Raw genomic sequence first — 22,569 nt, forward strand, 5'->3', positions numbered from 1 at the left:
GCGCCCCGGTCGGCTCTCCCACCACGTCGGGCGGTCCCGCGCCCGGTACGCGCACCACGGCGGCCACCCGGTCGCCGCCGGTCAGCGGTGGCGCAAGCCGCGCGGCCACTTTCACCCGCGTGGACGGCAGGAGGGCGAGCCAGGGCGACCGTCCGGGTGCCGCCGTCGAACCCCTCGTCGCGGGGCGGGTGTGCGCGTCGACCACGACCAGCACCGGCGCCCGCGTCGCCACCATCGTGCCGCCCGTCCTCGTCAGCCGCCGGACTTCGCCGTCGAGCAGCACCGCGGTCGGTGTCGAGTGATCGCCCTTGACCCTGGGCCGGGTGAGCCGAGGATCGGAGGTGATTTCGATCTCCGCGGTCACCTCGGCGTACTGACGGGCAAGGACCGGCACGGGCCCCCGTCGTACGTCGGCGCCATGAAGCCCGGCTGAAGCCCCGGCCGCCGCGGCACAGAGCAGCACGGCGGCGGACACCGCCGGCCACGAACCCCGACGACCGCTCTCGGCACCACCGCGTGCCCCTGCCCTCCGTACGGCCAGCAGCCCAATTGCCGCGACCAGGCATCCGGCCACCACCACGGCGACCCATGCGGCGGAGGCGTCCAGAGCCCACGCTGCCGTCGCCCAGGCCGCGAGCGCGGGCCCTGCCATCCGCAGATCCGCCGGCCCCTCCTGCCGGGGGTGCGGGTCCCCCAGCCGGCTGTGGGCGGTGACATGCACGACCGGCCCTCCGGAGCGGGCCCGTGCACCGTGCGAAGGAGCTTCAGGGCCGTCCCCGGGGCGGCTGCGCACATCACGCGGGGAAGCCGCGGAGCCGCCCCCTGCTTCTTCTGTCGGCGGACTCATGGGCGTACGAGCTTCCGCAGGTCCGCGAAGCGGCGTTCGCCGATGCCGTTGACGTCGCGGAGCTCGTCGACCGAGCGGAACCCGCCGTGCTGCGAGCGGTAGTCGACGATGTGCCGGGCCAGGACGGGGCCGACCCCGGACAGTGCGTCGAGTTGGTCCACGGTCGCCGTGCTGAGCGAGACGGGGGTGGCGGGTGCGGCGCCCGCCACGGAGCCGCCGGCCGCCGGGACGGCGGTGTCCGGGCCCGCCAGGGGTGCGGGGCCGCCCACCACGATCTGCTCGCCGTCGACCAGGAGGCGGGCGCGGTTGAGGCCGTCGGTGTCCGTGCCCGGACTCACCCCTCCCGCCGCCCGCAGGGCGTCCGCGACCCGGGACCCGGCCGGGAGACGCTGCAGCCCGGGCGCGCGCACCTTGCCGCTGACGTCCACGACGACGGCACCCGCACCGGCCCCGGTCCCACCCGTCGGCTGCGGCCCGGCCGAAGCCTCCGGCTCCGTGGACCGCCTGGCTCCCCGCGCGCCCGGCGATGTGAACGGCGCCTCCGCCCGCACCACCTCCGGTGCCCGCACCTGCTGCGTCCGGCCGGCCCAGAAGTGCTGAGCGGCGAACACCACGGCCGCGACGAGCAGCACGCCCAGCGCCGCCACACTCCTCCGCTCCAGCCCGCACCTCGACTGCAGCCACAGCGGCAGCCGCTCGCGCACGGCCGGCCCGAACCGCTCCCGCCACGCGCCACCCGGCGCCGTGGCCGCAGGGGTGTCGGCAGCGGCGGTCGCGGGCGCCGGATCAGCCGCGGCGGACGCCGGAAGACGTCCGCTTCCGCCGCCCGTCCTCGTACTCGCCGGTGGCTCCCCAACGTCCGGATCCGGCCCCGGGGGACCATGCCCCCACTCTCGCCGCTCCTTCGTCCCTTCCGCGAAGAGTGCCTGTGCGCGCAGGCGCAGAGCGTCCGCGGCCGACGTGGGCTGATGGCGTCGGGCGTGGGCCCGCGGATGGCGCAGGCGGTGGCGGGTGCGCCCGTCGGAGCCGGGACCGCGGCCGGGGCCGCTCGTGGGAGCCGTCGTGAGTGAAGGTGATCGAAGTGCCATGCGCCGAGGATGGGGCAGGCCACCGACCTCGCGATGATCTTGGTCAATTCCCGGGGATTACTGCCCGGTTGTGGAAAACTCCGTCACCCACAGGGGTGGCGCTCCTCACTGCGACGGGACTGCGAGGTGACTCCGACCTCGACCTCACGGCGACGGGAGTCCGACCGGCCGGAGCCGTCAGCGTGGCGACACCACAGCCCCCAGCAGCCCGGGCCCCGTATGCGCTCCGATAACCGCCCCGACCTCGCTCACATGCAGGTCGGCGAGCCCGGGCACCCGTGCGCGCAGACGGTCCGCGAGCGCCGTCGCCCGTTCGGGAGCGGCGAGATGGTGGACCGCGATGTCGACCTCCTCGCTGCCCGCGCGCTCGGCGACGATCTCCTCCAGGCGGGCGATCGCCTTGGATGCCGTGCGCACCTTCTCCAGCAACTCGATCCGGCCGTCGTTCAGTTGCAGCAGCGGCTTCACCGCGAGGGCCGAGCCCAGCAGCGCCTGCGCGGCCCCGATCCGGCCGCCCCGCCGCAGATAGTCGAGGGTGTCGACGTAGAAGTACGCGGAGGTGCCCGCGGCCCGCTTCTCCGCCGCCGTGACCGCTTCGTCGACCGTGCCGCCCGCCTCCGCGGCCTCCGCGGCGGCCAGCGCGCAGAAGCCCAGGGCCATCGCGACCATGCCCGTGTCGACCACGCGCACCGGGACGGGGGCCTCGCGCCCGGCGAGCACCGCCGCGTCGTAGGTCCCCGAGAACTCGGAGGACAGGTGCAACGAGACGATGCCGCTCACCCCCGTCTCCGCGACCTTGCGGTACGTCTCGGCGAAGAGCTCGGGGCTGGGCCGGGACGTGGTGACGGGCCGTCGCTTCTGCAAGGCCTGGGCCAGGGAGCGGGCCGAGATCTCGGTACCCTCCTCGAGGGCCTGGTCACCCATGACCACGGTCAGCGGCACCGCGGTGATGCCGTGGCGCTCCATCGTCCGCGGCGGCAGGTAGGCCGTTGAATCGGTGACGATCGCGACATGGCGGGACATGAGCTGGAGGTTACCCGTCGCAACCCATGCGCGGCAGCCCGGCCCCTCCGAGGCGGCCTCGCCCTGGCGAGATCATGAGGTGCTCTCGGGGCGGGTCTTCCGCTGCCAGGGGTAGGTGTGCCGGGCTCCCGGCGCGGTGACGGCGGGCCGGGCCGGCTCCTGGAAGACCCGGGACTCGGGTGTCTCCAGCCAGGTCTGGCCGGACACGGCCCGGTCCTCGGGGGCCGGTGCCTCCGGCCAGGACGCGACCGGCGGCGCCGGCTGCTCCTTGGTCCAGTGGCGCAAAGCGCCTGCCTCCACGTCGATCTGGGCGCTCAGCGCGTCCAGGTCGTCGTCCGCGAACCGGCGCGCCCTGTCGTGCGCCGCCCAGCGCAGCGAGTCCGCCGACTGCGTGATGCGCTCGGTGCGCTCACGCAGTCCGGGCAGCCGGGAGGTCAGCGTGTGCCGGTCCGGCTCGGCCTCCAGGCGCCTCAGCTCGGCGTCCAGTTCGTGTCCGTGCGCGCTGAGGCGCTGGAAGAGGCCCAGTGACTCCTTCAGCGACTCGTCCTCGGCGACGCCCGCGTACAGCGCGTCCTGCGTGGCACGCATCGAGGTACGCAGCCTCAGCCGGAGCTGGGCGATCTCGCCCGCCGGGCCGGGCTGGGTGAAGGTCCTGGCGCGCAAGGTGGTGTCCTCGACCGTGCGGCGGGCCTGCGCGATGGTGCGGTCCACGCTGCGTTTGGCCGCGCCGATCGCCTTCACCGCCGCATACGTCCCGAGCACCACGCACAGCACGAACAGGAGCGCGACGACGGTCAAAACGGCTTCCATGACGCTCCTCCTCCGGCCGGTCGCGGCTGCTGCACCGCTCTCCCACGGTAAACGCAACCGGCAGGCCCAGGGTTCCGAAAGAACCCCGAACCTGCCCGTAGGGGACTACCCCGACATCGCCGGGCTCCGGTCCGTCGAGGTCGGCGCCCGGTCTCCCAACGGCCGGAATGCCATGCCGGGCGCCGACCGGACCCGCCGACGGCGGCCGTTATGCCGTGACGATGTTCACCAGCTTCGGCGCACGCACGATCACCTTGCGGATCCCGGCGCCGCCCAGCGCCGCGACGACCTTCTCGTCCGCCAGCGCCACCTTCTCCAGCTCCTCCTGCGAGATCGAGGGTGGAACCTCCAGACGCGCCTTGACCTTGCCCTTGATCTGGACGACGCAGGTGACGGTCTCGTCCACGACGTACGCCGGGTCGGCGACCGGGAAGTCCTGGTGGACGACCGAGTCGGTGTGGCCCAGCCTGCGCCACAGTTCCTCGGCGATGTGCGGGGCCAGCGGCGCGATCAGCAGCACCAGGGCCTCGGCAACCGAGCGCGACACCGCGCCCGGCGCCTTGGTCAGGTGGTTGTTCAGCTCCGTGATCTTGGCGATGGCGGTGTTGAACCGCAGGCCCTCCAAGTCCTGGCGCACGCCGTCGATGGCCTTGTGCAGGGCGCGCAGGGTGTCCTCGTCGGGCTCGGTGTCGACGACGGTGACCTCACCGGTCGTCTCGTCGACGACATTGCGCCACAGCCGCTGCAGCAGCCGGAACTGGCCCACCACCGCGCGCGTGTCCCACGGCCGTGACACGTCCAGTGGGCCCATCGCCATCTCGTACAGGCGCAGGGTGTCGGCCCCGTACTCGGCGCAGATCTCGTCCGGAGTGACCGCGTTCTTCAGGGACTTGCCCATCTTGCCCAGCAGGCGGGTGACCTGCTCGCCCTGGTAGTAGTACGCGCCGTCGCGCTCCTCCACCTCGGCGGCCGACACCGCGATGCCCCGGCCGTCACGGTAGACGTAGGCCTGGATCATGCCCTGGTTGAACAGCTTGTGGAACGGCTCCGCCGAGGAGACGTGCCCCAGGTCGTACAGGACCTTGGACCAGAAGCGGGCGTACAGCAGGTGCAGCACGGCGTGCTCGGCGCCGCCGACGTACAGGTCGACGCCACCGTGCGGCCGGCCCTCACGCGGGCCCATCCAGTACTGCTCGATCTCCGGGTCGACCAGCTTGCGGTCGTTGTGCGGGTCCAGGTAGCGCAGCTCGTACCAGCACGAACCGGCCCAGTTGGGCATGGTGTTGGTCTCGCGGCGGTACTTCTTCGGCCCGTCGCCCAGGTCCAGGGTGACGTTGACCCACTCCTCGTTGCGCGACAGCGGGGTCTCGGGCTCGGTGTCGGCGTCGTCCGCGTCGAAGGTGCGCGGCGAGTAGTCCTCGACCTCCGGCAGCTCCAGCGGCAGCATCGACTCGGGCAGCGCGTGGGCGACGCCGTCCTCGTCGTAGACGATCGGGAAGGGCTCGCCCCAGTAGCGCTGACGGCTGAACAGCCAATCACGCAGGCGGAAGTTGACGGTGCCCTCGCCGACGCCCTTGCGCTCCAGCCACTCGGTGATGCGCGCCTTGGCGTCGGTGACGCTCAGGCCGTCCAGCGAGACGGCCTCACCGGCGGAGTTCACGATCTTCGCGTCGTAGGAGTCGAAGGCGTCCTCCCACGTGGAGGGATCGGTTCCGCGGCCGTCGGTGGGCTCGACGACACAGCGCATCGGCAGCTCGAAGGCGCGCGCGAACGCGAAGTCGCGGCTGTCGTGGGCCGGGACAGCCATGATCGCGCCGGTGCCGTAGCCCATCAGCACGTAGTCGGCGATGAAGACGGGGACCTGCTCCCCGCTGACCGGGTTGGTGGCGTACGCGCCCGTGAAGACGCCGGTCTTGTCCTTCGCCTCGGCCTGCCGCTCCACGTCGGACTTCGCGGCGGCCTGGGCGCGGTAGGCGGCGACGGCCTCGGCGGGCGTGGCGTGGCCGCCCGTCCACACCTCGTGCGTGCCCTCGGGCCACGCCTCGGGGGTGAACTTCTCGACCAGCGGGTGCTCGGGCGCCAGCACCATGTAGGTGGCGCCGAACAGGGTGTCGGGGCGCGTGGTGAAGACCGTGATCGCTTCGCCGTCGATCGGGAAGTCGACGCGGGCACCCTCGGAGCGGCCGATCCAGTTGCGCTGCTGCAGCTTGATGGCCTCGGGCCAGTCCAGCTCCTCCAGGTCCTCCAGGAGCCGGTCGGCGTAGGCGGTGATGCGCATGTTCCACTGGCGCAGCTTGGCCTTGAAGACGGGGAAGTTGCCGCGCTCGGAGCGGCCGTCGGCGGTGACCTCCTCGTTCGCCAGGACGGTGCCCAGGCCGGGGCACCAGTTGACGGGCGCGTCGGAGGCGTACGCCAGGCGGTGCCGGCTCAGGACGTCGGCGCGCTCGGCGGCGCTCAGCTCGTTCCACGCGCGCGTGGTGCCCGGAACCCCGCGCTCACCGGACTCGAACTGGGCGATCAGCGAGGAGATCGGGCGGGCCTTGCCGGCCTCCTCGTCGTACCAGGAGTTGAAGATCTGCAGGAAGATCCACTGGGTCCACTTGTAGTAGTCCGGGTCGATCGTGGCGAACGACCGGCGCTTGTCGTGGCCCAGGCCCAGCCGGCGCAGCTGGGACTTCATGTTCTCGATGTTGGCCTCGGTGGACACGCGCGGGTGCGTGCCGGTCTGCACGGCGTACTGCTCGGCGGGCAGGCCGAAGGCGTCGAAGCCCAGGGTGTGCAGGACGTTGTGGCCGGTCATGCGCTGGAACCGGGCGAAGACGTCCGTGGCGATGTAGCCCAGCGGGTGGCCGACGTGCAGGCCCGCACCCGAGGGGTAGGGGAACATGTCCATGACGAACTTCTTGGGCCGGGCGACCAGCTCGGCCTCTCCTGCCAGGTCACCACTCGGGTTCGGCGCCTCGTAGGTGCCCTCGGCGTCCCAGAAGTCCTGCCAGCGTGCCTCGATCTCGGCCGCCATCGCGGCCGCGTAGCGGTGCGGCGCGGCCTCCGCCGACACGGCGGCGGGGTTCGTCTCGCTCATGATCCTCAAAGCTCCATCGATCGTCTCTGCCAGCGGCTGTGACATTCAAGAAACGAAAAAGCCCCTCACACAGGAGGGGACGCCGCGCCGACTCCGGCCACCGGTGGGCCCGGCGGTCGGGACTGATCAGCGCGGCCCGCTAAGCAGAAGGCGTACGGCACGCATGGCGTCAGGGTACCGCAGCGCCCGAGCGCGCCGCGACGACCTTCCGCCGGCGCACCCCGGGACGGGGCCGGAGTGAACCCAACGCCGGGCGCAGCCGTACTCAGACACCGACGGCCCCGGTTGTGAAGGTCTCGGAAAGCTGAACAAGGTTCAAATGTTACCTGGCGTAACAGTAGCTACTCGGACATCGCAACCACACCGTTGCCCTTTGATAACAACGCAATAACTCAAACCTCGTACCGCTCGGTTTGGAGACACCTAAAGTGCGACAGCGGGACCGCCTTCCCGAAACTGTTCGGAGTTGACCCCCATGAACCCTCAACGTAGTAACAGCTCGCTCCCCAGGCCGGGTCGCTCGGCCTACGGCGTGGCGACGGCTGTGATGCTGCTGCTCATACCCGTCGTCGTGCTGGCGGGCGGGAACGCAGTGCGGGACTTCCTCAACTTCGGAGCGGGTGTCCTCTCGCTCGTCTCCCTCAGCTGCTCGGTGATCTGGGGACTCGTCGCCCAGGACCGGATCTTCCTCAACATCCGCCAGCGGATCGTGGCGCAGGCAGTTCACCGGACGACCGCGGTCGCCTCGATCGCGTTCCTCCTGGTGCACGTCGCGGTCAAGCTCGCGCTCGACCACACCGTGCTGATCGCCGCGCTGATCCCCTTCAGCCTCGGCGTCAGCGGCTCGGCAGGACTCATCGGCCTCGGCTCCCTGGCCGGCCTGCTCATGATCTTCGTCGGTGTCACCGGTGCCCTGCGCAGCAACTTCGCGTCGCCGGCGCCGGTCGCGGCGCGCTGGCGGGCGATGCACATGCTGGCCTACCCGTCCTGGTGCGCCGCACTGGTCCACGGCCTGTACGCGGGACGCGCGGCGAAGCCGTTCTTCATGGTGTCGTACGAGCTGTGCCTGCTCGGCGTCATGGCGGCACTGGCCCTGCGGGCGGCGCCGCGCCCGTTCAAGCGCAAGGTGGCGGACCGGATCTTCGCCGTCATCGGAAGCGACAACATGCCCGGGCGCGACGAGCTGGACGCCAGCCGCGCCCGCAACGCGGAGACCGAGGCCGCCTTCGGGGGCTTCGCAGCGCGCTCCGCGGGCCGTTACGCAACCGACGACGGCCTGATTCCTCCGCAGCCCTCCTCGTCCTTCTACGAGGCCCCCGCGGCCCGCGCCATGGCCCCGGAGCCCGCCAACGGATTCGCGGCCGCCTACCGGGCCGTCTCGGCCACCCCGCGCGCGCAGACCCCGATGACGCCGGACGCGACCCAGCGCATGGACCTGCCGATGGACATGCAGGCCACGGAGGTGTTCCCGGGCGTCGACGGCGGAGGCAGCGCCTCCGGAAGCTGGCCGATCCCGTCGCCGCCGCCCGTCGGCGAGGCGCGCCCGTCCTCGTACGACCCGCTGAACGACACCGGATACACCGTCCCGGCCTATGACAACGCGGGATACAACGGATACGGCGCAAGTGAGATGTACGACACGGGTGAGACGTACGCCCCCTACGGGACGTACAACTCGAACAACACGTACAACAGTGGTCCCGCGACGGAGACGCTGCCCGGTGCCTACGACACTCCGGCAGCCGGCGAACCCTGGAACGCGCCTTCCGGAGGCTTTTAAGTGAACGAGGCCCTGCCCGACGTCCCAGAAGTCCGTGTGGTCGGGCTTCCGCAACTCACGTCGGGTTTCGACCTTGTCGAAAGACTGGATCTCCCCATGCACCTCAAGGTGCACGGCCCGCTCGAGCCGATGGGCGGCGAGCAGCTCGCCCAGCTGGCCGAGCAGATCTCCCTGAAGGGGCGCGGCGGTGCGGGCTTCCCCTTCCACAAGAAGCTGCGGTCGGTCGCCGAGTCGGCGATCCGCCGCGGCATCCGGCCGGTGGTGGTCGTCAACGGAAGCGAGGACGAGCCCGCCTGCCGCAAGGACACGGTGCTGATCAACCGTGCCCCGCACCTCATCCTGGACGGCGCCCTGCTGGTCGCGGAGGCCCTGGGCGCCCGCACCCTCGTCGTCGGGGTGACCCGCGCCTCCACCGAGAGATCGATGGAGCAGGCGCTCGCCGAGCGGGGACTGAGCAACCGGCGCGGAGCGCCGATACGCGCGCGCGTGCAGCGCAATCCGGTACGCATGGTCACCGGCGCCGCCGCGTCGCTGATCCGTTCCATCGACGGCGGCCCGGCGATTCCGCCGGGCCGCAAGATCAGCGCCTCGCAGAGCGGCGTCGGTGGCGCGCCCACGCTGCTGTCGAACGCCGAGACGTTCGCCCAGCTGGCGATCGCCGCTCGCATCGGCGCCGAGCGCTACTGCAACACCGGCCTGTACGACGAGCCCGGCACCGTCATGCTCACCGTCTCCGGCGCGGTCAACCGGCCCATGGTGATCGAGGTCCCGACGGGCGTGCCGCTGCGGTACGTGCTCCAGCTGGCCGGCGCTCCGCCGGTCCCCCAGGGCGTGCTGACCGGCGGCTACCACGGCAAGTGGATCGACGCGGCGACGATCAACGAGGCGATCGTCTCGCGCAACTCCCTGGACGCCGTCGGCGGCTCCCTCGGTGCCGGCGCGATCCTGCCCATCGGCCAGGAGACCTGCCCGCTGGGCGAGTCCCTGCAGGTGGCCAAGTGGCTGGCCGAGGAGAGCGCCGGTCAGTGCGGCCCGTGCTACCTCGGTCTGCCCGCCGCCGCCCGCGGTATGGAGGACATCCTCAACGGTGGGGGTCCCGCGGCCCTGGAGGCCCTCAAGCAGGTCGCCAAGGCCGTGAAGGGACGCGGAGCGTGCTCGCACCCGGACGGCTCGGCGATGTTCCTGGAATCGACCATCAAGGCGTTCACGGACGACCTGGCGGCTCACGTCCTCGGCAACGGCTGCGGCAGGCCCGTGGAGGGCGTGCTGCCGCTCTTCGAGGGCGGCCGGGCCCCCACGGGCATCCCGGGCGGCGGCCAGGCCGAGCCCGAGGCCGGTGCCAGTCGGCAGAAGATCTTCGTCGACTGGACGCTCTGCCGTGGCCACGGCCTGTGCGCGGACATCCTGCCGGAAGTCTTCGAACTGGGCGCCGACGGCTTCCCCACGGTCGCCCAGGCGCCGGTGCCGCTCTACGCGGAGGCGAAGGCCCTGCGGGCCGTGCGCCGCTGCCCCGCGCTCGCGCTGCGGATCGAGGAGGACACCCGGTCCGGCCCGCCCTCCCGCAGCAACCTGCCCGTGCTGTCGCAGGGCCGGGGACGCCGCGCCCTCGGCCGCTGAGCGCACAGGGGAACGGCGGGCCACTGGAAGGGCGGCCCGCCGTTCGCGTCCGTGCACACACGCGTCGGCGCACCCATACGTCGCCGCGCGCACACGTCACCACGGCATACGTCGCCACGCGCAGACGTCGCTCCTGTGCGCACATACGTCGAAGGCGGTCCATCCTCTCGGATGAACCGCCTTCAAGTTCTGTGGAGCTAAGGAGAATTGAACTCCTGACCTCCTGCATGCCATGCAGGCGCTCTACCAACTGAGCTATAGCCCCTTGCGGCCACGCGGCGAAGCCGCACATTGACCGCGTCGCCCGGTTTCCCCGGCGGCGACGCCAACATTACACGGTCCCCCGGGTGGAACACCAAATCGTTTCCGTTCCGCCCGGACAGGGGCCTGACGTCGGGTTTCCCGCCCGCGCGCCGCCCACCTGCGCCCCGTTCCGGGTCAGGCCGTGGCGAACGAGTAGAAGCGTTTGAGTGTGCAGTGCTCGTCGAGCAGGCGGCCGTAGATCGGCTCGCCCTCCAGCTCCCGGTAGGTCTCGATCGGGTCGCCTTTTATGATCAGCGCCCGTGCGCATTCCTCGCACCAGTATTGGTAGTCGGGGTTGACCGGCTCCATGTCCCGGACGATCGGCGTGCCGCTGCCGCACCAGTCGCACTTCCGCCTGTGTGCACCCATCGATCAGCTCCAGCTGTGGCCGCAGGCCGTGCACACGAAGGAGATGCCGCCGTTGTCGCCGAGGACCTGGGCGACATCGGACGAGCCGCAGGAAGGGCAGTCGAGGAGGGCGTCGTTCTGACGTCTCACCGCCACTGGGAGAAGACCCTGGACCTCCCCGCGGATGCTCGCAGGCATCGCTACTCCCTCCCGTCGGGCCGCGCCCCCTTCCGGCCGTTTGATTCTGCCACGGCCGGGCCAATACGGTCAGCGACGCCTTCGTACCAGTCCGGACACGGCACCCGCCGTGGCGTCGCGGCCAGCGCGTACATGCACACGAGGAGCGCGTCCGTAGAGGTATACGCCCCCGGGGCCCAAGTGACTCAAGCCAGTCCGAGAAGAGTGTGCGGTGAGCGCGAACCCGGTGGGAACAAGGGCGCGTTGGCGGGAGTTCGATGTGATGTGAGCCACATGGCTCATGAACGAAAGATCCCGCCCCTGAGGGACGGGATCTTCTCTCGATCTTCGACGACTCGAAGGAGTCGATCTGTGGAGCTAAGGAGAATTGAACTCCTGACCTCCTGCATGCCATGCAGGCGCTCTACCAACTGAGCTATAGCCCCTTGCGTTCTTCCCGCCCGGCGGGGCGAACAAGAAGAACTTTAGCCTGCGAGCTGCCGGAAAGTGAAATCCGGGTCCCGGGTGCTGTGAGGAGGTGTCAGTCGTCGTCGCCGAGGACCGGTTCGGGCAGGGTGCCTGCGTTGTGCTCCAGGAGGCGCCAGCCGCGGGCGCCTTCGCTGAGGACGGACCAGGAGCAGTTGGACAGACCGCCGAGGCTCTCCCAGTGGCGGGCCTCCAGGCCGAGCAGACGGCCGATGGTGGTACGGATCGTGCCGCCGTGGCTGACCACCACGAGGGTGCCCTCCTCGGGGAGCTTCTCGGCATGGCGCAGCACCACGGGGGCGGCGCGGTCGGCGACCTCGGTCTCCAGTTCGCCCCCGCCTCGGCGGACGGGCTCGCCGCGCTTCCATGCGGCGTACTCCTCGCCGTACCGGGCGATGATCTCCTCGTGGGTCAGGCCCTGCCAGACGCCCGCGTACGTCTCGCGCAAGCCCTCGTCGTGGGTGACCTCCAAGCCCGTGAGCGTGGCGAGCTCGGCGGCCGTGTCGGCGGCGCGCCTGAGGTCGGAGGCGACAATCGCGTCCGGCTTGAGGGAGGCGAGCAGCCGGGCGGAGCGGCGGGCCTGGCCGATGCCGGTCTCGGTGAGCCGGACGTCCGTGGAGCCCTGGAAGCGGCGCTCCACGTTCCACGCCGTCTGGCCGTGGCGCCACAGGATGAGGCGGCGGCCCCGGCCCTTCTTCCCGGTGTCGGCGCCCGGGGCCGTCACCGCAGCTCCCCGCCCAGGTCGGCGTTCAGCTCGGCGGCGTCCACGGCGGCCTGCAGCCGGGCGTGCTCCTCGGCCTTGCCCCGGGTGGCCTTGGCGTCGGCGGGCAGCTCCAGCTCGGGGCAGTCCTTCCACAGCCGCTCCAGGGCGTAGAAGACACGCTCCTCGCTGTGCTGGACGTGCACCACGATGTCGACGTAGTCCAGGAGCACCCAGCGGGCCTCACGGTCGCCCTCGCGGCGGACCGGCTTGGCGCCGAGCTCCTTGTTCAGCCGCTCCTCGATCTCGTCGACGATCGACTTGACCTGGCGGTCGTTGGGCGCGGAGGCCAGCAGAAAGGCGTCCGTGATCGACAGGACGTCGCTGACGTCGTAGGCGATGATGTCGTGCGCGAGCTTGTCGGCGGCCGCCTGGGCGGCGGTGTTGATGAGCTCGAGAGAGCGGTCCGTGGCGGTCACTACAAGGCTTTCCGTCGGCGGTCAGTGGTACCTCAAGGGTCTCACGGACCGCCGACGGCACCCCAAGTGATTAACGGATCACGTCGCGGGGCCCCGGCGTGTGGCCCGCGTCACGAGGACGTGCGGTAGTTCCGGCCGAGAACGACCGAGACATTGGCGTTCGAGTCGAGCTTGCCCTTCTGCACCGAGCTGGTCGGCAGTCCCAGGGTCTTGGCGACCTCGATAGCGTTCTGCTTCTCGCGGTCGTCGGCGTAGATGATCTCCGAGGCGGACTGGGCGGTGCCGGTGCCGGCGTCGATGACGGTGTAACCGCCGTTGACCAGGACGACACGGGCCTGCTCGGTGGCGGACTTGGATCCGGTGTCGTTCCTGATGCCGACGCGGACGGCGTCACCGGACTGCGGACTCTTGACGGTCCCGCCGAGCAGGTTCCTGACCACGGTGTCGGTGGCCTGCTGGCCGACGCTGCCGTCGGACTGGACCGGCAGCAGCTGGGTCTTGTAGTCGCCCTGCTTGGCATGGTCGGCGAGCTTGGCGAGGAAGGAGCCGAGGTCCTTGTCGGTCAGGGAGGGATCGAGGATCTGCGCGAGCGTCTGCACGGTGATCGTCGCGGCCTGCGGGTCCGAGGACAGCTTGCGCAGCACACCCTGCATGACCTGGCCGAACCGCTCCAGCTGGGCGTCCTGGGACTCGCCGGAGGCCCGGTAGGTGGCGTACGCGACGGCCGTCTTGCCACTGAGGGTCTGGTCCTCCCCCTTGTGCACGAGGGGCTCGCCGCCCTTCTTGGCAGACGGGTCGGGGACGTCGGTGTTGGTGGTGACCTCGATGTTGCCGACGAGGTCGACGAGGTTGCTGAGGTAGGGGGTGTCGAGGCGCCAGGTGCCCTCGATCTTGGTGCCGAGGACGGAGTCGATGGCGTCGCTCGTGCCGGAGGAGCCGTCGTCGGCGACCGACTTGGCGAGAGTCGTGGCGCCGCCGTCGTCGGTGGTCAGGGCAAGGGAGTTGGGCAGCAGGACGGTGGCGCCCTGCTTGGTGGTGGTGTTGTCGACGAGCAGCGCGGTCGAGGTGCCGCCGCCCTTGGTGTTGTGCAGATGGACCACGATCACGTCGCGGTTCTGTGCTGTCGCGGCCGTCGTCGTGGCGGACTTGCCGCCGGGGGAGGTGCCGGGCAGCTTGCCCGCGTACCAGAGGTAGCCGACGCCGCCGACCGCCGCCAGGGCGAGGACCACGGCGAGGGCGATGATCCGGCTGCGGGCGCGGCGCCTGGCCTCCTCGCGCCGCTCGGTGCGGTTCTCGGTGAACTTCAGCCAGTCGATGACGTCTTCGGGCTCGCCCTCGGGCTCCTCGGCGAAGGCGAACTGCTCGGTGCCGGGGCCGTCGCCGTGCGGCTCCCGCTCGGCGGAGGTCTCCCCCGGTCCGGCCGTTCCTTCTCCGGCGAACCCGGTCGCCCCGCCCGCACGCCCCGCACCGCTGCCGGACGGGCCCGTCTGCTGGGGGATATGGGCGGTCTGTTCCGCAACACGCGGCTGCTGCCCGCTCGTTGCGGTCCGGCCGTAGGGGTCGTACCCACCGGAGGGGTCCGTTCCGTACCCGCCGTAGGGGTCGTACGAGGCGGGCGGCTGCCGGCCGGTGTCCTGGGAGGACACCGGGGGCTGCTGACCGGTGTGATAGGGCTCCACGGGCTGCTGGGGGCCGGTCGCGTACGGGTCGTAGCCGTAGCCCTGGGGCTGTTGATGCTGTTGCGTGCCGTACGGGTCGTAGCCCTGGGGGGCCTGCTGTGCGGGCACCTGCCGGTACACAGGCTGCCCGAACTCGTCGTAGCCGACGAGTTCGTACTGGTCGCCACCTGCGTATCCGTCGTATCGGTCGTTCACCGGTGCCCCTCTCGGCTCACTCGCCGCGGTACAGCTGCCGCTTGTCGATGTAGCGCACCACACCGTCCGGCACCAGATACCAGACGGGTTCGCCCTTGGCGACTCTCGCACGGCAGTCTGTGGACGAGATGGCCAGCGCGGGAACCTCGACCAGCGAGACGCCGCCCTCGGGTAGGCCCGGGTCGGCCAGGGTGTGACCGGGGCGGGTGACGCCGATGAAGTGTGCGAGGGAGAACAACTCGTCCGTGTAGCGCCAGGTGAGGATCTGGCCCAGTGCGTCGGCGCCCGTGATGAAGAAGAGGTCCGTGTCCGGATTGAGGGCCTTCAGGTCACGCAGGGTGTCCGTGGTGTAGGTGGGGCCGCCGCGGTCGATGTCGATGCGGCTGACCGAGAACTGGGGGTTCTCGGCGGTCGCGATGACCGTCATCAGATAGCGGTCCTCGGCCGGGGTGACCTTGCGGTCGGTCTTCTGCCACGGCTGGCCGGTGGGCACGAACACCACCTCGTCGAGGTGGAACTGCGCGGCGACCTCACTGGCCGCGACGAGGTGCCCGTGGTGAATCGGGTCAAACGTTCCGCCCATGACGCCAAGGCGGCGTTTGCCCGGGTTCGACGGCCCGTTGCCGGGGCCGGATCCCGCGCCCTTCACCGGACCGGTGGGCGTGTGCTGCTCTCCCATGCGTGCGACCCTACCGGCCCGGCCGACGGGCACCGGCCGCAAGGCCCCCGCGGGCGGCCGGGACCGGGCCCGGTGCGGGACTCAGCGGTCGCGGTTGAAGCGGGTGGTGATCCACAGCAGCAGGAGAAGGATGCCTAGGGCCGATCCGCCCGTCAGGAAGGGGTTGAGGCTCTCGTGCGCCTCGCTCTCGGCAAGCGTGGCCAACTGGGCTGCGGTGCTGTGGAAGCTCATCTTCGGCAGAACCTATCCGGTGTGGGCGGGACAAGGACGTCGGCTCATCGTATGCGGGCGCCTCGGCACCGATCACGCCGACTCCGCCGTTGGGGACGGCGACGGCCCGCCCGCCGGGACGGCAGGCGGGCCCCCGTGGGGCGCGAAGCGGCCGTCAGTCGTCCTTGCGCTTGTAGCCGCGCAGCAGGAACCACCCGGTCAGGGCGCAGCCGACGACCATGACGATCAGCACGACGCGCAGCAGGTTGCCCGGGCCCTGCCGGCCGGCGGCCAGCGCGGCCTCGGTGAGCCATGCGGCGGAAATGTGCTCCATGGGATCGCTCCTTACGATGCGCTGCCCTGTCACGGTATCTCCGCCTAGGCTGGACTCCGCTTCGGGGACGCATCGGGCCCTCGCTCATCGCGCGGTCAGCCGCCGGGCGGTCGCCCGATGATCAATCGCAGAGTGAACCATCGAGTCATCCGACCCATGGGGGAACACATGTCCGACGACGGCCTTGAGCACAACGGGCGCGCTCCGGGGCGCGAGAACGGGCACGAGCAGGTGCCGAGCAGGCAGCGCAGGCGTTTCCCGGGGATCTCCTCGCGTGCGTACGAACACCCGGCGGACCGTTCGGCCCTGGTGGCCCTGCGCAAGCTGAGCGGCTTCGACACCGTCTTCAAGGTGCTCAGCGGACTACTGCCGGAGCGCAGTCTGCGGCTGCTGTTCCTCTCCGACTCCGTACGGGTCTCGGACGCGCAGTTCGCGCACCTCAACGACATGCTGCGGGACGCCTGTTACATCCTGGACCTGGAGAAGGTCCCGCCGATGTACGTCACCCAGGACCCGCAGCCGAACGCGATGTGCATCGGCCTCGACGAGCCGATCATCGTCGTGACGACCGGGCTCGTGGAGCTGCTGGACGAGGAGGAGATGCGGGCGGTCGTCGGGCACGAGGTCGGGCACGCGCTGTCCGGTCACTCCGTGTACCGGACCATCCTGCTGTTCCTGACCAGTCTCGCGGTCCGGGTGGCCTGGATTCCGCTGGGCAACCTCGCGATCACGGCGATCGTGACCGCGCTTCGGGAGTGGTTCCGCAAGTCGGAGCTGTCGGCCGACCGGGCAGGGCTGCTGGTCGGGCAGGATCTGCAGGCCTCGATGCGCGGGCTGATGAAGATCGCCGGCGGGAACCATCTGCACGAGATGAACGTGGACGCGTTCCTGGAGCAGGCCGAGGAGTACGAGGCCGGGGGCGACCTGCGCGACTCCGTGCTCAAGATCCTCAATGTGCTGCCGCGGACGCATCCCTTCGCGGCGGTCCGCGCCGCCGAGCTGAAGAAGTGGGCCGCCTCCCGTGACCACCAGCGGATCATGGACGGTCACTATCCGCGGCGCGGCGAGGACAAGGACACTTCGGTGTCGGACTCCTTCCGGCAGTCGGCGGCCAGCTACGCGAGCGATGTGAAGCAGTCGAAGGACCCGCTGATGAAGCTGGTCACCGACATAGCGGGCGGCGCGGGCGACCTCGGCGGCCGGGTGCGGCGCGGCTTCGCGGGCTTCGCGGGCAATCCCCCGAAGGACTCGCCGCCGGAGCCCGAGGACAGCCGCCCGGAAGACAGCCGCCCGGAGGACGAGCCTCCCGAGGACAGGGGCTGACCACGGCGCGCCCGGCCGCCCGCCGACGGAGTGGACCCTTCGTCTCAGCCCCCTCGGCTCAGGCTCTCGCCTCAGACCTCGGCTCAGGCTCTCGCCTCAGAACTCGGCTCAGACCCTCGCCTCAGACCCTCGGCTCCGCGCTCGTGGAGAGTGTGCCGCACAGGGCCGTGGCGCTGCCCGTCGCGTACGGGTCCGTGCCGGCCGGGCCGCCCGCCCTCGCCGTCTGGCCCGCGAGCAGCGGGCGGAGCTGGTTCGCGGAGTCCTCGGCGCAGCTGAGCGGGCCGGCCTGGACGTAGGACGCGACCAGCTTGGCCTGGTCGGTCCGCAGGTCGTCGCGGTCGAAGTGGAAGGTCAGCTCGCGCCGCACGGTGAACAGCGAGGTCTGCGCCCTGGCGTCGGATCCGGTCGGCTTCAGCGCGTACACCACGGTGTGGTCGGCGCTGATCTCCAGTGTGTCGGAGTTGGCCTCCGTCGCCTGCAGCGTGCCCTGGACGCGGATCCTGGAGTCGGCCAGCTGGACGCGGGACGGGTCGAAGCGCACCAGCCAGCCGGTGGGCGCGTGCCGCCCGTCCGCGGCCGGGTGGTCGAAGCTCTGGTCGAACTGGTCGAGTTGCTGCGGGTCGAGCAGGACGCGGACCTGCCGCACGGCGCCGCCCGTGAGGACGGCCGGGTCGAGCGAGGACGCGACGAGATAGTGCTGCGCGGTGGTCAGGGCGGCGACGACCTGACTCTCGGAGAAGTGCGGGGTGCGCCGGGTGGCGGGGAAGGTGAGGCCCTGGGCGCCGACGCGGAACTGGACTGCGGGGCTGTGCGTGTACAGCGCCTCCGGGTCGGTGGTGCCCGGGACGGCGGACTGCGGCGCGAGAGGTATCACCGTCATGCGCAGCGGCTCGACGGCCTGTGCCCTGGGCGCCTGGATCGGATGGCGCACGCCCATGTAGATCGCGGTGCCGAAGGCGACCGCTATCAGCAGCACCAGGATCAGCGCCTGCCGGGACAGTCCGCGGTGCAGTGCCGGGCGGCGGCGTACGGCGGGAGCGTGGTCGGCCATCCGCTCTCGCGCGGAGTACTCCTGGAGGCGGGCAGCCCGGACGAACGACTCGTCGAAGACGACGGATCGGTATTCGTCCTCACCACCGCCGGGAGCGCCCTCCGGTGTCCCCTCAGGTGGGTCTCCAGGCCCGCCCATACCTTCAGAGTAGGTCTCCCGAAGCCCGGGTAAACGCCCTGGTACACGTCAACTTCTGACAGGTTCTCACCAAGTTTTCGAACGGAAGTCGAACAACTTTGGTGCACCTTCCCGGAGCGCCCTCGTATGCGCCCTCAGGGCGTCCGCGGCACCGCCGAGAACGCCGGAGGGGAGTAGTCCGCAGACGCTGACGGAGCAGCGCTCGCGCTCGTCTCCCGGCCCTGCTCCAGACCGGTCGTGGCGGGTGGCGGCACCTGCTCCTGGCGGCCCGAGGACGCTCCCCGGTACACCGCCGTGAAGGCCAGTGCCACCATGCCTATGCCCATCACGAGCGCGAGCATCCAGGCGACGGGCCGGTGCCAGCGGGAACCCTTGCCGTACCCGCCCGGCGCGCCGTAGCGGCCTTCCAGGACCTCCGGGTCGTCGTCGAGGTCGTCCAGATCCCGGGCGTAGGCGAAGTCTCCGGCCTCGTCGGGCCCGAATCCGTCCTCATAGCGCTCGTCGTCGCCACGCGCGCCCCTGGCGCGCGCCCGGTGCGCCTCGGCCTCCTGGGCCTCGGCGCGGGCCTGCGCGGCGGCCAGGAGTCTTTCGACGGCCGTCGGCTCGTGGACCACGGCGGCCTGTATGAAGGCCTCGTCGAAGACCACGGAGGCGAACTCTTCGTCCGTACCTCCGCGGTCGCGGTCGTCGTCGGGCTCCCGGCCGTCCTCGAACGGCGTGCCCCCCACGTCCTCCGGCACGGATCCAGAGTAGACCTGGGGGGTCAATTTGGGCAGACGGTAAGGAAATTCATCCGCCTGGCGAGACGGTCCACAGGTGGTTGCCAGGGACAACCGACGGCCCGCGCGGTGAGCGGGCGCTCAGCGCCGTACGTGCCCGTCCCCGGTCACGATGTACTTCGTGCTGGTCAGCTCCGGAAGGCCCATCGGCCCCCGGGCGTGGAGCTTCTGCGTCGAGATGCCGATCTCCGCACCGAAGCCGAACTGCCCCCCGTCGGTGAAACGCGTCGAGGCGTTCACGGCGACCGTCGTCGAATCGACCAACCGGGTGAAAAGGCGGGCGGCCTGCTGGGAGGTCGTGACGATCGCCTCGGTGTGACCGGAGCTCCACAGCCGGATGTGCTGCACGGCCTTGTCCAGGGAGTCCACGACCGCGGCCGCGATGTCGTACGAGAGGTACTCGGTGTCCCAGTCCTCCGGCGTGGCCTCCACCACCGTGGCCCGGGAGCCCTTCGCGTACGCCATCACCCGCTCGTCGGCGTGCACGGTGACCCCGGCGTCCGCCAGGGCGTCCAGGGCGCGGGGCAGGAACTCGGGGGCGATGTCCTGGTGGACGAGGAGCGTCTCGGCGGCGTTGCACACGCTCACACGCTGCGCCTTGGAGTTGATCAGGATCTCGATCGCCATGTCGATGTCGGCCTGCGCGTCGACGTAGACGTGGCAGTTGCCGGTGCCGGTCTCGATCACCGGGACCGTGGACTCCTCGACGACCGTACGGATCAGCGAGGCGCCGCCGCGCGGGATGAGCACGTCGACCAGGCCGCGGGCGCGCATCAGCTCGCGCACCGACTCACGGCTCTCTCCGGGCACGAGTTGCACGGCGTCGGCGGGCAGCCCCGCGCCGCCCACGGCGTCGCGCAGCACCCGTACGAGGGCGGTGTTCGACTCGTACGCGGAGGACGAGCCGCGCAGCAGCACCGCGTTCCCGGACTTCAGGCACAGGGCGGCGGCGTCGACGGTCACGTTCGGCCGGGCCTCGTAGATGATCCCGACGACACCCAGCGGAACACGGACCTGGCGCAGGTCGATGCCGTTGGGCAGGGTGGAGCCGCGGACGACCTCGCCGACCGGGTCGGGCAGGGCGGCCACGTCGCGTACGTCGGAGGCGATGGCCCGGATCCGCTCGGGCGTGAGCGTGAGCCGGTCGACGATCGCCTCGCTGGTGCCCGCCTCACGGGCCTTGGCGATGTCCCGGGCGTTGGCCTCGACGATCTCGCTCGTACGGACCTCCAGCGCGTCCGCCATGGCGAGCAGCGCGTCGTCCTTCTCGGCACGCGGCAGCGGCGCGAGGTCGGCGGCGGCGGCCTGGGCGCGGTAGGCGGCCTGGGCGACCGGGGACATGGAGTCGTACGGCGAGAGCGTGGTCATGAGGGAAGGGTAGTGCGCCGCAGGACGTGCCCACGGGCCATCCCGAACCGCGAGACGGGCCCCGAAGGGCCCGCACAGGCCCCTCAGGGCCCGCTGAACCTCGGATGGGAAGCCTATGAGGGAAACCTTGAAGGGGAACCTTGGAGGGCCTCAGAAGGGATGGACGCCCACCGGGCGAGCGGGCGGCGGCCCGTACCCCTCCGCGACCCGCTGGTGGTAGGTGACGCGGTCGATGACCTCCAGGCCGACGATCTCCCAGGGCGGCAGGCCCGCGCTCTGGCGGTGCTCACCCCACAGACGCAGCGCCACCGCGGCGGCGTCGTGCAGGTCGCGGGCCTCCTCCCAGTAGCGGATCTCCGCGTGGTCGCGTGCGTAGCGGCTGGTCAGCAGAAAGGGGTGGTCGTGGGCGAGCTGCTCCAGGGCGCGCCGCACCTCCGCCAGCGGTGTCTCGTCGCCGGAGACGCTGAGGGTGACGTGCCACAGGCGGGGGATGTCGCCGGGCTCCTCGTGGGCCGGATGGGACGTGACGCCGGTCAGCGTGCGCTCCCCGCCGGCCACGCTGGAGGCACCGCCGTCACGGGAGGCACCGGAGGCGCCATGACCGCGGAACGCCGCCAACCCAGGGCGCACTCGTCTCACGACGGCCTCCTTACCCAGTGCTCGTACGGAATCGGTCCCCGAGACAAAGTGGAGCAGGCCGCACGGCTCCATGGGGGCGGTTTTGCGGAACCTCCCTCACCGGAAACCCGCGCACCGCGTGCGCCGGTGCCCGTTACGGGTGCAGCAGGACCAGGTCGTCCCGGTGAACGACCTCGCGTTCGTAGGCGGGGCCCAGTTCGCGCGCCAGCTCCTTGGTCGAGCGGCCGATCAGCCGGGGGATCTCCTTGGCGTCGAAGTTGACGAGCCCCCGCGCCACCGCCCGTCCCCGGCTGTCGCGCAGTTCCACCGGATCGCCCGCCGTGAAGTCCCCCTCGACCGCCGCGATACCGGCGGGCAGCAGCGACTTGCGGCGCTCGACGACCGCGCGCACGGCCCCGTCGTCGAGCGTCAGCGCGCCCTGCGGGGTGGAGGCGTGCTGGAGCCAGAGCAGCCGGTCGGCGGAGCGCTTGCCGGTGGGGTGGAAGTACGTACCGGTGTCCCGGCCCGCGAGGGCGTCGGCGGCGTGGACGGCGGAGGTGAGCACCACGGGGATGCCTGCCGCCGCCGCGATGCGGGCGGCCTCGACCTTGGTGACCATGCCGCCCGTGCCGACGCCCGCCTTGCCCGCGCTGCCGATGTCCACGTGCGCGAGGTCCTCCGGCGCCCGTACCTCCGCTATCCGCGAGGTGCCGGGCCGGCTGGGGTCGCCGTCGTACACGCCGTCCACGTCCGACAGCAGGACCAGCAGATCGGCGTGGACGAGATGGGCGACGAGCGCGGCGAGGCGGTCGTTGTCGCCGAAGCGGATCTCGTCCGTGGCTACCGTGTCGTTCTCGTTGACGACCGGCAGGGCGCCCATCGCGAGGAGCTTGTCGAGGGTGCGGGAGGCGTTGCGGTGGTGCGCGCGGCGTCTGGTGTCGTCGGAGGTGAGCAGCACCTGGCCGACGCGGATGCCGTGGCGGGCGCAGGACGCGGTGTAGCGGGCCACCAGCAGGCCCTGGCCGACGCTGGCCGCGGCCTGCTGCCGGGCCAGGTCACGGGGGCGGCGGCGCAGGCCGAGTGGGGCGAGGCCCGCCGCGATGGCACCGGAGGAGACGAGGACGATCTCCCGCTCGCCACCGCTGCGGTGCCTGGCGAGCACGTCGACGAGGGCGTCGACGCGGTCCGCGTCGAGGCCGCCCGCGGCCGTGGTCAGCGAGGAGGAGCCCACCTTGACGACGATCCGGTGGGCCTCGACCACGGTCTGCCTTTCCGCTGCCACCTGCTGTATTTCCCCTCGCGCGTTCGATGCGGCTCCCGTCCGGCAATCTACGCGAAGGCACCCGACTGCCGCGCACCGGTCCCAGTACGCGGACCGGCAGCCGGAAACCCGTTCCAGCACACCCCTCCATGTCCGTCAGCCGTGCGGGGGCGGCGGGGGCGGCGGGGGCGGCG

The 22,569-nt window shown here is 71.3% G+C and carries 20 protein-coding genes, 2 tRNA genes and 1 pseudogene; 3 read left to right on the forward strand and 20 right to left on the reverse strand.

All coding sequences use genetic code 11. From position 1 onward, the window contains the following. From AAW14_RS36915 to leuS, 5 genes and pseudogenes are all read right to left on the reverse strand, one after another. Positions 1–721, reverse strand: a pseudogene (locus AAW14_RS36915) (MBL fold metallo-hydrolase); the annotation flags it as partial. 122 nt (positions 722–843) lie between these two features. Then, a complete protein-coding gene (locus tag AAW14_RS36920) occupies positions 844–1,935 on the reverse strand; it encodes a ComEA family DNA-binding protein (RefSeq protein WP_265568823.1) in 1,092 nt (363 codons plus the stop codon). Between the two features lie 177 nt (positions 1,936–2,112). Next, complete coding sequence (locus AAW14_RS36925) at positions 2,113–2,958, reverse strand: DegV family protein (protein ID WP_265568824.1); 846 nt, start codon at positions 2,956–2,958, stop codon at positions 2,113–2,115. A 72-nt stretch (positions 2,959–3,030) separates the two neighbouring features. Next, positions 3,031–3,768: a hypothetical protein gene (locus AAW14_RS36930; RefSeq protein ID WP_265568826.1), complete on the reverse strand. Its 738-nt coding sequence runs from the start codon at positions 3,766–3,768 to the stop codon at positions 3,031–3,033. Positions 3,769–3,976: 208 nt separating this feature from the next. Further along, a complete protein-coding gene (gene leuS / locus AAW14_RS36935; protein ID WP_265568828.1) occupies positions 3,977–6,850 on the reverse strand; it encodes a leucine--tRNA ligase in 2,874 nt (957 codons plus the stop codon). Positions 6,851–7,325: 475 nt separating this feature from the next. Between leuS and AAW14_RS36940 the strand changes: the two genes are divergently transcribed. Together AAW14_RS36940 and AAW14_RS36945 are read left to right on the forward strand one after the other, a co-directional pair. Further along, positions 7,326–8,630, forward strand: a complete 1,305-nt coding sequence (locus AAW14_RS36940; protein WP_265568829.1) for a cytochrome b/b6 domain-containing protein — start codon at positions 7,326–7,328, stop codon at positions 8,628–8,630. Next, complete coding sequence (locus tag AAW14_RS36945) at positions 8,631–10,247, forward strand: NADH-quinone oxidoreductase subunit NuoF family protein (RefSeq protein ID WP_265568831.1); 1,617 nt, start codon at positions 8,631–8,633, stop codon at positions 10,245–10,247. It abuts the gene before it with no gap. 192 nt (positions 10,248–10,439) lie between these two features. On the opposite strand, the gene AAW14_RS36950 is transcribed toward AAW14_RS36945, so the two are convergent. The 10 genes from AAW14_RS36950 to AAW14_RS36995 form a co-directional block, all read right to left on the reverse strand. After that, positions 10,440–10,512, reverse strand: a tRNA-Ala gene (locus AAW14_RS36950). Between the two features lie 173 nt (positions 10,513–10,685). Beyond that, on the reverse strand, positions 10,686–10,919 hold the full coding sequence (locus tag AAW14_RS36955; protein ID WP_016643127.1) for a hypothetical protein: 234 nt from the start codon (positions 10,917–10,919) through the stop codon (positions 10,686–10,688). Between the two features lie 3 nt (positions 10,920–10,922). After that, a complete protein-coding gene (locus tag AAW14_RS36960; RefSeq protein WP_265568832.1) occupies positions 10,923–11,096 on the reverse strand; it encodes a hypothetical protein in 174 nt (57 codons plus the stop codon). Between the two features lie 352 nt (positions 11,097–11,448). Further along, positions 11,449–11,521 (reverse strand) — tRNA-Ala (locus tag AAW14_RS36965). Between the two features lie 95 nt (positions 11,522–11,616). Next, positions 11,617–12,285, reverse strand: coding sequence for a histidine phosphatase family protein (locus AAW14_RS36970; protein ID WP_265568833.1), 669 nt, complete (start codon positions 12,283–12,285; stop codon positions 11,617–11,619). Beyond that, positions 12,282–12,740 (reverse strand): ribosome silencing factor, encoded by a 459-nt coding sequence (gene rsfS / locus AAW14_RS36975; protein ID WP_265568834.1) that lies wholly within the window; start codon positions 12,738–12,740, stop codon positions 12,282–12,284. Before rsfS ends, AAW14_RS36970 begins: the two co-directional genes overlap by 4 nt. 110 nt (positions 12,741–12,850) lie before the next feature. Continuing rightward, the gene (locus AAW14_RS36980) at positions 12,851–14,614 is read right to left on the reverse strand and encodes an LCP family protein (protein WP_265568835.1); all 1,764 of its coding nucleotides are present in this window, start codon (positions 14,612–14,614) and stop codon (positions 12,851–12,853) included. Between the two features lie 16 nt (positions 14,615–14,630). After that, a complete protein-coding gene (gene nadD / locus AAW14_RS36985; protein ID WP_265568836.1) occupies positions 14,631–15,293 on the reverse strand; it encodes a nicotinate-nucleotide adenylyltransferase in 663 nt (220 codons plus the stop codon). Positions 15,294–15,374: 81 nt separating this feature from the next. Beyond that, positions 15,375–15,524, reverse strand: a complete 150-nt coding sequence (locus tag AAW14_RS36990) for a hypothetical protein (RefSeq protein WP_265568837.1) — start codon at positions 15,522–15,524, stop codon at positions 15,375–15,377. A gap of 154 nt (positions 15,525–15,678) precedes the next feature. Further along, positions 15,679–15,837 carry a hypothetical protein gene (locus AAW14_RS36995; RefSeq protein WP_265568838.1) on the reverse strand — a complete coding sequence of 53 codons (159 nt, stop codon included), beginning with the start codon at positions 15,835–15,837 and terminating at the stop codon, positions 15,679–15,681. 168 nt (positions 15,838–16,005) lie between these two features. Here AAW14_RS36995 and AAW14_RS37000 point away from each other — a divergent pair, with 168 nt between their 5' ends. Next, positions 16,006–17,160, forward strand: a complete 1,155-nt coding sequence (locus tag AAW14_RS37000) for a M48 family metallopeptidase (protein WP_265568839.1) — start codon at positions 16,006–16,008, stop codon at positions 17,158–17,160. A gap of 121 nt (positions 17,161–17,281) precedes the next feature. On the opposite strand, the gene AAW14_RS37005 is transcribed toward AAW14_RS37000, so the two are convergent. From AAW14_RS37005 to proB, 5 genes are all read right to left on the reverse strand, one after another. Further along, positions 17,282–18,349, reverse strand: coding sequence for a hypothetical protein (locus tag AAW14_RS37005; protein WP_265568840.1), 1,068 nt, complete (start codon positions 18,347–18,349; stop codon positions 17,282–17,284). 134 nt (positions 18,350–18,483) lie between these two features. Beyond that, on the reverse strand, positions 18,484–19,116 hold the full coding sequence (locus AAW14_RS37010) for a hypothetical protein (protein WP_265568841.1): 633 nt from the start codon (positions 19,114–19,116) through the stop codon (positions 18,484–18,486). A gap of 93 nt (positions 19,117–19,209) precedes the next feature. Then, positions 19,210–20,496, reverse strand: coding sequence for a glutamate-5-semialdehyde dehydrogenase (locus tag AAW14_RS37015; RefSeq protein WP_265568842.1), 1,287 nt, complete (start codon positions 20,494–20,496; stop codon positions 19,210–19,212). 150 nt (positions 20,497–20,646) lie between these two features. Continuing rightward, positions 20,647–21,135 carry a hypothetical protein gene (locus tag AAW14_RS37020; protein WP_265568843.1) on the reverse strand — a complete coding sequence of 163 codons (489 nt, stop codon included), beginning with the start codon at positions 21,133–21,135 and terminating at the stop codon, positions 20,647–20,649. A 133-nt stretch (positions 21,136–21,268) separates the two neighbouring features. Next, positions 21,269–22,396, reverse strand: coding sequence for a glutamate 5-kinase (gene proB / locus AAW14_RS37025; protein ID WP_265568844.1), 1,128 nt, complete (start codon positions 22,394–22,396; stop codon positions 21,269–21,271). Positions 22,397–22,569: the final 173 nt, after the last annotated feature.

Origin of the sequence: Streptomyces hygroscopicus, from assembly GCF_026168105.1 — a bacterium.
Lineage (GTDB): Bacteria > Actinomycetota > Actinomycetes > Streptomycetales > Streptomycetaceae > Streptomyces > Streptomyces hygroscopicus_D.

Bases quoted from the DNA above. Each gene is read 5' to 3' on its own strand.
- AAW14_RS36920 (WP_265568823.1), bottom strand. From the start codon at position 1,935: ATGGCACTTCGATCACCTTCACTCACGACGGCTCCCACGAGCGGCCCC.
- AAW14_RS36925 (WP_265568824.1), bottom strand. From the start codon at position 2,958: ATGTCCCGCCATGTCGCGATCGTCACCGATTCAACGGCCTACCTGCCG.
- AAW14_RS36930 (WP_265568826.1), bottom strand. From the start codon at position 3,768: ATGGAAGCCGTTTTGACCGTCGTCGCGCTCCTGTTCGTGCTGTGCGTG.
- leuS (WP_265568828.1), bottom strand. From the start codon at position 6,850: ATGAGCGAGACGAACCCCGCCGCCGTGTCGGCGGAGGCCGCGCCGCAC.
- AAW14_RS36940 (WP_265568829.1), top strand. From the start codon at position 7,326: ATGAACCCTCAACGTAGTAACAGCTCGCTCCCCAGGCCGGGTCGCTCG.
- AAW14_RS36955 (WP_016643127.1), bottom strand. From the start codon at position 10,919: ATGGGTGCACACAGGCGGAAGTGCGACTGGTGCGGCAGCGGCACGCCG.
- AAW14_RS36960 (WP_265568832.1), bottom strand. From the start codon at position 11,096: ATGCCTGCGAGCATCCGCGGGGAGGTCCAGGGTCTTCTCCCAGTGGCG.
- nadD (WP_265568836.1), bottom strand. From the start codon at position 15,293: ATGGGAGAGCAGCACACGCCCACCGGTCCGGTGAAGGGCGCGGGATCC.
- AAW14_RS36990 (WP_265568837.1), bottom strand. From the start codon at position 15,524: ATGAGCTTCCACAGCACCGCAGCCCAGTTGGCCACGCTTGCCGAGAGC.
- AAW14_RS36995 (WP_265568838.1), bottom strand. From the start codon at position 15,837: ATGGAGCACATTTCCGCCGCATGGCTCACCGAGGCCGCGCTGGCCGCC.
- AAW14_RS37000 (WP_265568839.1), top strand. From the start codon at position 16,006: ATGTCCGACGACGGCCTTGAGCACAACGGGCGCGCTCCGGGGCGCGAG.
- AAW14_RS37005 (WP_265568840.1), bottom strand. From the start codon at position 18,349: ATGGGCGGGCCTGGAGACCCACCTGAGGGGACACCGGAGGGCGCTCCC.
- AAW14_RS37015 (WP_265568842.1), bottom strand. From the start codon at position 20,496: ATGACCACGCTCTCGCCGTACGACTCCATGTCCCCGGTCGCCCAGGCC.